Origin of the sequence: Thalassotalea litorea (assembly GCF_043642205.1) — a bacterium.
GTDB classification, from domain to species: Bacteria; Pseudomonadota; Gammaproteobacteria; order Enterobacterales; family Alteromonadaceae; genus Thalassotalea_A; species Thalassotalea_A litorea.
The window spans coordinates 120825-132172 of sequence record NZ_JBHZSG010000005.1; the positions used below are offsets into that span (position 1 = coordinate 120825).

An 11348-nucleotide genomic window follows, 5' to 3' on the forward strand; every position below is an offset into this window, starting at 1 on the left:
GGGAATAAAAATGTTCGCATCTCGCTAACGGGGCGGAATATTATCTATCTGGAAGTGTACTGTCAACAGGAAAAATAAGAATAAATTTAAATGTTGATTCGTTTGCTGATTTTGCGAACAAATCGAATTGGAAATAATCAAAGCCGGATAAGTTTTGCGCAACTAACGATTTTTAAAATTCGATGACGGCCAGTTTATTTTTAAAGTCGATAGGTTATTGTGCTTTCTCAAATGTTTCTAGCAACAAAGCGGTCTATCTTTTACAATACGCTCCTTTCATTTCTTTAGAAAACCACCATTTAATGACATCAGCGACAAGCAAGAAAAAGCAAGATCTGCTCAATGAACCGGTGACGAGCACGCTAAAAAATATGACCATTCCCATGATACTGGGGATGATATTGCTGATGACCTTCAATTTGGTCGATACGTTTTTTGTCAGTTTACTTGGCACCCAGCCCCTGGCTGCTATTAGCTTTACCTTTCCGATCACGTTTACGGTTATTAGTTTAGCAATAGGTCTGGGTATTGGGACCTCTGCGGTTATTGCCAAAACGCTGGGCACCGGTGATGTTGATTCTGCGCGCGATAGTGCAACGGTAGCAATGTTGATGACCGCAATAATCGTCGGTTTGATCTCAATGATTGGCTACGCCTTTTCGGAACAAATATTTACCTTATTGGGCGCAAAGCCAACTCTAATGCCGCTTATTCACGACTACATGGATTTATGGTTTCTGGGCAGTATTGGACTTATCGGTCCGATGACAGGCAACGCTATTTTACGCGCGTCTGGCGATACCGTTACCCCCAGTTATATTATGGGTGGCGCCGGTTTAATTAATGCTGTCCTTGATCCGCTGTTTATTTTTGGCTGGGGACCGGTTCCTGCTATGGGGATTAAAGGTGCGGCGATTGCGACGTTGATTTCCTGGGCATTTGGCCTGATTGTTATCCTTTATATTCTCGGGGTTCGTCGGCAGATGATCCATTTAAAACTTCCGGATATGCACGTATTAAAGCGTTGTACCCGGGAGATATTGCATATTGGGTTGCCTGCCGCAGGCGCTAATATGTTGACCCCGATCGCTGCCGCGGTGATGACCGCCATTGTCGCGTCATACGGCGAAACCGCGGTTGCGGCCTTTGGTGTTGGCTCAAGAATCGAGTCGATCGCCTGTTTGGTTGTGTTGGCTTTGTCCATGACCTTGCCGCCATTTATCAGTCAAAATCTTGGTGCCGGTAAAATGGGACGGGTAGAAGACGCCTATAACGTCTCTACAAAGTTTGTTATGTTCTGGCAAGTGGGCATCTATTTGTTAATGGTGTTGTTGGCACCATGGATCGCTGCCGTGTTTGCTAAAGAGCAGAATGTCGCAGATATCATCAAGCTGTTTATTTATATCTTACCGCTTGGTTATGGCTTGCAAGGCATCATCATTCTGACCAATTCATCATTCAATGCCTTGCATAAACCGATTGCCGCGTTGGTACTCAGTATTATTCGTTTGTTTGTTTTTTATGTGCCACTGGCTTATCTTGGCAGTCTGTTATTTGAATTACATGGATTGTTTATCGGCGCGTTGCTCGGAAATTTATTGATGGCAGTACTGTCTTATCATTTATTTACGCGACAATTCGCAAAGCCAGAATGTGTGGCACAAACCAAGTCTTCCTGAGTAAACCATGAGTAAAGATTTTAAAATAGTTTCCAATTACACGCCGAGTGGCGATCAACCAACGGCAATTGCCCAGTTACTTGAAGGCTTAGATGCTGGTCTGGCGCATCAGACGTTGCTAGGGGTTACGGGGTCGGGTAAAACGTTTACCGTTGCCAATGTGATTGAAACTCAAAATCGTCCAACCATGATACTGGCGCCAAATAAAACGCTGGCGGCACAGTTGTACGGAGAAATGAAAGAGTTTTTTCCGGAAAATGCCGTGGAATACTTTGTTTCGTATTATGACTACTATCAGCCAGAAGCCTATGTACCGACCACTGACACCTTTATTGAGAAAGATGCCTCGATAAATGATCATATTGAGCAGATGCGATTATCGGCAACGAAGGCTTTAATGGAACGTCGTGATGTCATTATTATTGCATCGGTTTCAGCAATATACGGTCTGGGAGACCCCGACTCTTATTTAAAAATGATGTTGCACCTGCGTCAGGGCGATATTATTAATCAGCGGGATATTTTACGGCGCTTAGCCGAATTGCAATACACCCGCAACGATGTTGCGTTTCAACGGGCGACGTATCGGGTTCGTGGTGATGTCATTGATATATTCCCTGCTGAGTCTGATCGCATTGCATTGCGAGTTGAATTGTTTGATGAAGAAGTGGAACGGATCAGCCAGTTTGATCCATTAACCGGTCAGGTAGAGCGAATTTTACCGCGAGTTACCATCTACCCCAAAACGCATTATGCAACGCCACGGGAAAAGATCCTGGCAGCGGTCGAAAAAATCAAAGTTGAATTAAAAGAGCGGGCAGAACAATTAAAAGTCAACAATCGCCTGGTTGAAGAGCAACGCATTGTCCAGCGGACCCAGTTCGATATTGAAATGATGACTGAAATTGGTTATTGCTCGGGTATTGAAAATTACTCACGATACCTTTCTGGGCGAGGTCCGGGTGAAGCACCGCCAACCTTGTTTGACTATTTGCCCGATGATGGTTTGTTAATCATTGATGAGTCTCACGTTACGGTGCCACAGCTCGGTGCTATGTATAAAGGTGACCGATCACGGAAACAAAATCTGGTTGAATATGGCTTTCGCCTACCATCGGCATTAGATAATCGACCAATGAAATTTGAGGAATTCTCGGCACTAGCACCGCAAACCATTTATGTATCAGCGACGCCGTCACAATACGAATTAGAACAATCCGGCGGTGAAGTGGCGGAGCAGGTTGTTCGTCCAACGGGTCTTTTGGATCCGCAAATTGAAGTGCGTCCAGTGGAGACTCAGGTGGATGATTTACTGTCTGAAATCCACAAGCGGGTTGCCGTAAATGAGCGGGTGCTGGCGACAACCTTGACCAAGCGTATGGCGGAAGACTTAACCGATTACCTGTCGGAGCATGGGATCAAAACTCGATATCTGCATTCTGATGTCGATACCGTTGAACGGATGGAAATTATTCGTGATTTAAGGCTTGGTAAGTTTGATGTGTTAATCGGAATTAACTTGCTTCGAGAAGGTCTGGATATGCCCGAAGTTTCTTTGGTAGCGATATTAGATGCCGATAAAGAAGGTTTCCTGCGCTCTGATCGTTCGCTTATTCAGACCATTGGTCGGGCAGCACGAAACTTAAATGGACGGGCGATTCTCTATGGCGATCGGATCACCGGTTCGATGAAGCGAGCCATCGATGAAACTGACCGCCGTCGTGCGAAACAGCACGCTTACAATGAAGAACACAACATAACCCCGAAAGGCCTGGTAAAACGCATAACCGATGTTATGGGGGTTGATTCCGGTGTTGGTGGTGCAAGTAAAAAGATTGCCGAACCTAAAGATCAGAGCCCAATTCTTTCAACGTCTGAAATCGATGCGAAAGTGGCGGAACTGGAAAACGAAATGTTCGATCATGCGCGCAATCTGGAATTTGAAAAGGCGGCTGCAGCTCGAGATGAGATTTCTAAACTCAGGGAAATGCAATTGCGCAGTTAATGTCGGCTCTAGAAGCTTTTCGGGCCTGATTCAGTTTGTCAGGCTCAACGCTTCGTTATAAGATCCCGTAAATAATGGGCAAAGGCTGGTATTAGACTCTTGAGGAATAGTAAGTGATGATTTCCGCAACGTCATCACTGTTACAGCGCGGTAGTTTAGCAATATCTTCGATTATTTTATCCTGAATATCAACCGGGAATAGCATTAACTGCTCAAGGAACAAGTGTGCCTTGAGTTCTTCTTTATCTGCAAGTAAATTGGCCAAGTGCTCTGCGTGATGGCGCCAAACTGAACCCATAACTACCTCACAACAATACTAATTCTGACAAGCTGATATTCATTGTTTGAGTAAGCATTTAATCTGGCTCAAACAATACAGCATGTGGCGTTTTTAAACTGTATTTCTGTTTTAATGCCGCTAAGGGTTTCTACTCGTTTGTTGCTGATGTTTTAGGATCATGGTGCCCATTATTCGACAATCTCAACGGTTAAAACCAGCAGGCATTTTGCATCGCTCACAATTTTCTCAAAATGGGTATGAACCCCATCTATCCCTTAATTTTAGGTTAAAAAATTATTCAACGTACTTTTTTACACAGAGTTTCACGCCAACAAATTTCAGTATTATCGCGGAATTTGATTAAGTCTTTTATTTAAATCACATTTTCAGTGACCTCAAAAAACAAAGAGCGTTGTATTATTTTGTAAAGCGGGACATTTACCAATGACACTCACGTTGAGGCAGGCAATGAAAGGATTCATTATAATCGAATCCTGTAATCAATCTAATCTTGGCAACCGGAACACATCCCGGTATGCTAATTCCATTAAACAAGGAGTAGATAATGATAATAAAAACACGAAATCCCGGTTTAGCTCTATTGAGTTTGAGCGTCCTCAGTTTTGGCTTGTGTTCTGTCGCAACGTCAGCGGCTGAAAAAGCATTTGAACAAGAGATAGAAATTATTAAGAAAAGTGGCAGTGACGCAAATGTTACGGTGTCTGAAAATGGCAAAACCACGACATTATTGTTGAGCGAAGCCGCAATTAAAGATAAAAAGGCACTGCAAAAAGAGTTAGCCAAACTCCCTGAAGAAACTCAAAAGGTCGTCATGGATGCCCTAAATAATGTATCTGTTCGCCAGACTGACAAGGGCGAAGCTAAGGTGTTAACCTGGATAGAGAAAGACGGCGAAGAAGAAATAGAACTCACCTCCGCAGACAAAGTGAAAGGAAAAGTGGTTGTTATTGAGAAAAACGTGGGTTCAGATGGCGCCGAAGCCGACGTAAAAATCATTAAGAAAATGGTTAGTACGGATACGGATGGTGAACACGCAATGTTTATCAGTGCGGATTCTAAAAGTGGGGCAGCCGAGGCGATAGTGCATCTACTTAAAAAGGCCGACTTAAGTGCAGATGAATTGGAGCAAATCCAGCAGGCACTTGACTCGAAAAAGTAAGAATATGAACTGTAGACTGAATCGGTCTACAGTTCTTTTTTTCATAGGTTCGGTGTTTAAATCACCAACATCTGGACCTTAAGTGTTTTCGTAGTCTAACGGATCTACCACGTTATTTTTATCAAAAGCTTCCAAACGTTCCTGACAGGCGCCGCATTTACCGCAGGCTTTTTCCCGACCGTTATAACAGGTCCAGGTTTTCGCATAATCCAATCCCATTTTCAGGCCATCGGTTAAAATATCAATTTTGGAAACCGTCAGGTAAGGGGAGTATATCTCCACCGGTTCATAATTGGCGATTTTACATACCTCATTCATTTTCATTACGAATTCTGGACGACAATCGGGATAAATCGCATGGTCTCCGGAATGAGCCCCGTAATACACCTGGCCAGCACCTTTGGATACGGCATAACCCACCGCTAATGAAAGCAAAATCATATTACGGTTCGGAACTACCGTAGATTTCATGCTTTCTTCCGCATAATGACCTTCAGGAATGTCTATTTCATCCGTTAACGAAGAGCCCGAGAGCAATTGATTGATGCTGCTAATATCAATGATTTTGTGTTCGATTTTCAGCTCTCGACACACGTTTGCGGCATATTCCAGTTCTTTGACATGACGTTGGCCATAATCAAAAGACAGGGCGAATACTTCTTTGTTGTCTTTTACTGCGCGATTTAAAACGGTAAATGAATCCATACCGCCGGAGTAAATTACTACAACTTTTTCTGTCATATTTTCAGCCATATTTTGATTTGCTTAGTTATATTTCCCAGCGCTTTACGTCATCGTGCATTACCATTTTAGTAAAGCACTTATGTGATCAGGCTGGTATAATATCGGATGCTACTAATTTTACTTGATATTCTTGTATCGCAAAAGAAGATTTATGATGAGCCAATACAAAATTAATGAAATGTTCGAGACGATTCAGGGCGAAGGGTCTTTTACCGGACAGCCGTCTATTTTTATTCGTTTACAAGGGTGCCCGGTCGGTTGCTCGTGGTGCGATACCAAACATACCTGGGAAATCGATCCGCAAAGAGAAGTCAGTGCTCCCGTTATGTTGAGTAAAAACGCAGAAACCGATGAATGGGCAGACTTTAGTATTGCCGATTTATTACAAACCATTGCAGATAATGGCTGGCTGGCAAAACATATCGTATTGACCGGTGGCGAACCCTGTATGGTGGACTTAGAGCCATTGTGCCGGGTTCTGGAGGAAAGTGGTTTTTCTACGCAAGTAGAAACATCCGGGACGTTTGAAGTGCTGGTTAGTCCAAAGTGTTGGGTTACCGTATCACCAAAAGTCAATATGCGCGGCGGTTATAAGGTGTTGGGATCGGCGATGCAACGGGCGAATGAGATCAAGCACCCGGTGGCCACAGAACAGCATGTAGACGATTTAAAAGCGCTATTGGCGGAGCATCAGATCTCTGATACTCCGATTTATCTGCAGCCGATAAGCCAAAAAGAGCGTGCTACGCAGCTCGCTATTGACACTTGCATTGCCAATAACTGGCGTCTGTCGATTCAGGTCCATAAATATATTGGTATTGAGTAGCGCTCGGCATCCTTTTTCTTTTTCAAACACTATATTTATGTCCGTCTATTGGCTCAGTATTGTTGACTTAAACATTACTGAGCTTTTGACCCGACCTACCGGCAAACCTTCCCTGATTACACTCTGACCTAATCGTAATACCAATCCCATTAAATTATTGCTCACTCAGTGAGAATTTAAAGGCTTTTAGACAAGGCTTTGATTGCAGAGAATGGTTATTCCGCTCTCAAAATCAGCCAAAATCAGTAACGTAGTCCAAACGCCTTTAAAACTCACCCGTAGGGAGTTTACCTTAAGGCCCATTTACTGCCCTATATTTCATTAATATAGAATGACTATATCAATAAAATCTATGTTGTAACTGAACCTCGGCCCTAACTCTGAGTTGTGCACAAACTTAATGTGATTGGTTTAAATTTGGGCTAAGCTCAAAAAAAGCCGCAGCAAGAGGGTTTAGCTTTGAACGACGCTTTGTTTCAACCTATCAAACTTGGACCTTACCAACTTAAAAACCGCATTGTTATGCCACCCATGACGCGTTCGCGTGCCTCGCAACCGGGCGATATCCCCAATCAAATGATGGCAACTTATTACCAACAACGAGCCTCTGCAGGTTTGATTGTGAGTGAAGGAACACAAATTTCGCCGATGGGCAAAGGCTATGCATTTACCCCGGGAATTTTTAGTGACGCGCAAATACAGGGTTGGAAGCTGGTGACAGAAGCAGTCCATGCCCAAGAAGGTATTATGTTTGCCCAGCTTTGGCACGTTGGTAGAGTGTCCCATCCTGATAACCTTGCCGGCGAGCAACCGATATCTTCATCGACGTTAAAAGCAGAAAACGTCAAGGTTTATGTCGATAACGGTGAACAACAGCCTGGTTTTGTGGATGTCGTTGAACCACGTTCAATGACAGTGGATGATATCGAACTGGTGATACAAGAGTTTCATCAGGCGGCATTAAATGCCATGGAGGCCGGATTTGACGGGGTCGAGCTGCATGCCGCTAGCGGTTATTTGCTCAATCAATTTATCGACTCAGAATCGAATCAGCGAGTGGATGAATACGGTGGTAATCTGGAAAACCGATTACGCTTTCTGGATCGTGTTGTTGAAACTTTGGTGAATGCCGTTGGCGCGGGTAAAGTCGGTGTGCGACTGGCACCATTAACGTCCTTAAACGGTACGGTTGATGCAAATCCTCAGGAAACCTATGTGGCAGCTGCCGAATTACTTGAACGTCATAACATCGCGTATATGCATATCGCCGAAGTGGATTGGGATGACGCACCAAAGACACCGGAGAATTTTAAACGTGCTTTGCGCAAGGCGTTTTCCAGAGTGATAATTTATGCTGGCCGCTATGACGGGGAAAAGGGAAGTGCGGCAATCAATAACGGGATCGCCGATATGATTGGCTTTGGCAGACCGTTTGTGGCAAACCCTGATTTACCTGAGCGTATTAAGCATGGCTACCCATTGGCGGTGCATAACCCCGATACCTTGTTTGGCGGCGATGAGACGGGGCTGATCGACTATCCCGTATATCAACAATGATAAGCTTCTGGTCGCATGCTTTTAAACCTTTTAACTGGTGCAGCAGTCTGAACATCATCACTTATACTTAAAGGCAGGGTTATTATTGACTATGACAACATCAATTTTTCGGGAGAACTACATGAAAAACCGTCTATGGATTTTGGTAACTGCGCTGTTGGCGTTAAGCCCGCTGGCGTATGGCTCAGAGATAGACAAGAAAACCAAACAGGAAATTAAGCATCTTCTTAATTACGTTGGAGAAAGTGGTTGTAAATATGAGCGTAATGGTGATTTTCATCAAGGTGAAGAAGCGGTTGAGCACATTCAAAAAAAATACGATTACTTCGCTGATGATATTGAAACGACCGAAGATTTTATCGCTAAGAGTGCGACTCAAAGTCTTATCTCGAAAAAGAAATATATGATCCACTGCCCGGAGCAGGAAGCCGTTCCCTCAGGCGACTGGTTACTGGAGGAGCTGGACCGTTATCGCGAACAGCAGTCAAGCCAGACTCAATAATCAAGGTGTTATTCCAGATTCAGCGTCATTCCAGATTCAGCGTCATTCCGGACTCCGATCCGGAATCTAGAGCTTGGAAAACAGATACCGGGCTACCCCGGTATGACGGGTTAAGGGAACCGCGCTTATTATGGGTTAAGGACTCTATACGCTCAGCGTCATTCCTGATTCAGCGTCATTCCGGACTCCGATCCGGAATCTAGAGCTTGGAAAACAGATACCGGGCTACCCCGGTATGACGGGTTAAGGGAACCGCGCTTATTATGGGTTAAGGATTCTATACGCTCAGCGTCATTCCGGATTCAACCTCATTCCGGAGTCCGAACCGGAATCTATAGCCTGACAAACAGATACCGAGCTCGGCAATTGCTCCATGCATTGCTCTGCCTCCTACATCCATGTAGTCGGACCCCGGTATGGCGGGCATTGATAGGTATTAGTAAGCAATATCCCGTTTAAACGGTGGCAATGAATCAAGTAGTTCCTTGCCATAACGCTTACTCACCAGACGTCTGTCGAGGATATAGACGCTGCCAGTATCTTTTTCATTGCGAAGCAAACGGCCACAGGCCTGAATGAGTTTTTTCGAAGCTTCTGGCACCGTTAGCATCATAAACGGATTACCACCCTTGAGTTTGACGTACTCTGACTGCGCTTGATCGACTGGTGATGTAGGCACCGAAAAGGGGAGTTTGGTTATGATCAGGTTGGTCAGGTATTTGCCAGGTAGATCGAGACCCTCAGAAAAACTCTGACTACCAAACACAACACTGGTTTTATCCTGGTCACAGCGTTTTTTGTGGGTTTCGATAATTTTCTGACGCGAATCTTCGCCTTGCACCAAAATCTCTATCTTGGATTTCTCTCGCAGAGCTTCCGCCACTTTTTGCATTTGCCAGTAAGAGGAGAACAACACCAGGTTTGCTTCATTGTCCTTGAGTAAATCTGGGATGATTTTTATCAGTTCATCGGTAAAGGCGTCACTGTTGGTCGGTTCGGTTTTCATCGCCGGAATGTGCAACACCGCATTGTTTTGGTAATCAAACGGTGAGCCAATGCGCTGATATTGGGTACCGTCATTGTTACCCAAGCCAACTTGCCGACGAAAGTGATCAAAGGAATTGAGTGCGCAGATTGTTGCAGAGCAAAGCACCGCACCTTCACATTTACTCCAGAGGTTGTCTTCCAACATAAAACCAACGTCGATAGGCGAGGCACAGACCATAACATCATCACGATTACCATCGCTTTGTTCAAGCCAGCGGGCAAGTGGGGCGCCTTTCTCTGAGTCAGTTTTGGCATACATTGCCCAGATTTTCTCAAGGTTTTCCAGGCGTTGCATAATAAAGCCACTTTCCGATAACGGACCTTCAGCCTGGTACATTTGAATGGCACCATCCTTTACCTCTTCCATTAGCAAGTTATAAAGTTTGGTGATTTCCGCCAGAGCTTTTTTGCTTGCCGCAGCGATGTCTTCTGCCAGGTTCTTTAGGTTTTTCGGGATCAAGCCGTTCTCAAAGCGGTACTGCTGTTCGTCTCCAAAGTAAACGCTGCGGTTCGCCTCTATGAAACTCGACACTTTTTGTAAGTCAGCGATGATTTCCTGGCAATAGTCCGCAAGTTTTAACGATGGAGAAATTGCCCTTTGATTTTTACTTAACTTAGAAATTTTATCACTGAGAATACTGACCTTACTTAGCCAGTCCATTGCGCCTTTCACTGTGGCCATCGCTGATGAATGATCCCGCGTTATCTGCGGCAGATGATGAGCTTCATCAAGCACGTAAATGGTATCTTCCGGCTCGGTCAAAATTTTACCGCCACCCAATTCAAGATCCGATAATAACAAGGCATGGTTTACGACTAATACGTCTGCAAGATCCATTGCTTCTCGGGCTTTATGAAAAGGACAATGGGTGTGTTCCGGTAAGTGTTTGAGACAGGAATGACGATCACATTGAATGGTTTGCCAAATGTGATGGGGCACGGATTTTGGCCAGGAATCCAGGTCTCCCTGCCATTTGCCACTGCTTAACTTTTCTGACATGGTGTTGAGCATGCGAATGTCACTGGCTTTAGGTTTTTCCTGAAACAAGGCCACCTGAGTATCGTCGCCACCGGCATTTCCCTGCGTAACTTGCGCCAGTTTTTGCGCACATACGTAACGCTGACGACCTTTGACCAGACAATAATCAAAATCCAGACCAGAGTTTTTCTGTAAAAACGGCAGGTCTTTGTCAACCAGTTGTTCTTGCAATGCAACCGTAGCGGTCGAGATAATCACTTTCTTATTGCGAGCCATTGCCAACGGGATTGCCCCTAGACAGTAAGCCAGAGACTTGCCGGTACCAGTACCAGCTTCAATGGCGATATGTTTGCGCAATTTATCGTATTCGCCGCCTAATGTTTTTGCGATCTCTGCGATCAAAAAGGTTTGTTGTTTGCGAGGCGAAAAATTGTCGAGATTCTGGCCAATTTCTTTGTACGCTTTGCGGATAACTTCCTTGGTCTTTTCACCTAACATAAATAAATTGGTTTCCATTAACTCGCGCTTCGAATATGCTGTATATAATAA

At 44.5% G+C, this 11348-nt stretch carries 9 protein-coding genes; 6 read left to right on the forward strand and 3 right to left on the reverse strand.

Annotated features, from left to right (window positions below):
- The first annotated feature begins 302 nt into the window (after positions 1–302).
- A complete protein-coding gene (locus ACHUFQ_RS04310) occupies positions 303–1679 on the forward strand; it encodes an MATE family efflux transporter (protein ID WP_394173321.1) in 1377 nt (458 codons plus the stop codon).
- 7 nt (positions 1680–1686) lie between these two features.
- Positions 1687–3684 (forward strand): excinuclease ABC subunit UvrB, encoded by a 1998-nt coding sequence (gene uvrB / locus ACHUFQ_RS04315; protein ID WP_394173323.1) that lies wholly within the window; start codon positions 1687–1689, stop codon positions 3682–3684.
- A gap of 91 nt (positions 3685–3775) precedes the next feature.
- On the opposite strand, the gene ACHUFQ_RS04320 is transcribed toward uvrB, so the two are convergent.
- A complete protein-coding gene (locus ACHUFQ_RS04320; protein ID WP_394173325.1) occupies positions 3776–3982 on the reverse strand; it encodes a hypothetical protein in 207 nt (68 codons plus the stop codon).
- A gap of 547 nt (positions 3983–4529) precedes the next feature.
- On the opposite strand from ACHUFQ_RS04320, the gene ACHUFQ_RS04325 reads away from it, so the two are divergent.
- Positions 4530–5144 carry a hypothetical protein gene (locus ACHUFQ_RS04325; protein WP_394173327.1) on the forward strand — a complete coding sequence of 205 codons (615 nt, stop codon included), beginning with the start codon at positions 4530–4532 and terminating at the stop codon, positions 5142–5144.
- Between the two features lie 78 nt (positions 5145–5222).
- Here the strand turns inward: ACHUFQ_RS04325 and queC are convergent, their stop codons facing one another.
- The gene (gene queC, locus ACHUFQ_RS04330) at positions 5223–5897 is read right to left on the reverse strand and encodes a 7-cyano-7-deazaguanine synthase QueC (protein ID WP_394173329.1); all 675 of its coding nucleotides are present in this window, start codon (positions 5895–5897) and stop codon (positions 5223–5225) included.
- Positions 5898–6039: 142 nt separating this feature from the next.
- Here queC and queE point away from each other — a divergent pair, with 142 nt between their 5' ends.
- The 3 genes from queE (at position 6040) to ACHUFQ_RS04345 (ending at position 8773) form a co-directional block, all read left to right on the forward strand.
- Entirely contained in the window at positions 6040–6714 is a 675-nt protein-coding gene (gene queE / locus ACHUFQ_RS04335) for a 7-carboxy-7-deazaguanine synthase QueE (RefSeq protein WP_394173331.1), read from the forward strand.
- Between the two features lie 459 nt (positions 6715–7173).
- Complete coding sequence (locus ACHUFQ_RS04340; RefSeq protein ID WP_394173333.1) at positions 7174–8271, forward strand: alkene reductase; 1098 nt, start codon at positions 7174–7176, stop codon at positions 8269–8271.
- Positions 8272–8392: 121 nt separating this feature from the next.
- Positions 8393–8773 carry a DUF5329 family protein gene (locus tag ACHUFQ_RS04345; protein WP_394173335.1) on the forward strand — a complete coding sequence of 127 codons (381 nt, stop codon included), beginning with the start codon at positions 8393–8395 and terminating at the stop codon, positions 8771–8773.
- A gap of 436 nt (positions 8774–9209) precedes the next feature.
- Here the strand turns inward: ACHUFQ_RS04345 and dinG are convergent, their stop codons facing one another.
- Entirely contained in the window at positions 9210–11297 is a 2088-nt protein-coding gene (dinG, locus tag ACHUFQ_RS04350) for an ATP-dependent DNA helicase DinG (RefSeq protein ID WP_394173407.1), read from the reverse strand.
- Between the last annotated feature and the right edge of the window lie 51 nt (positions 11298–11348).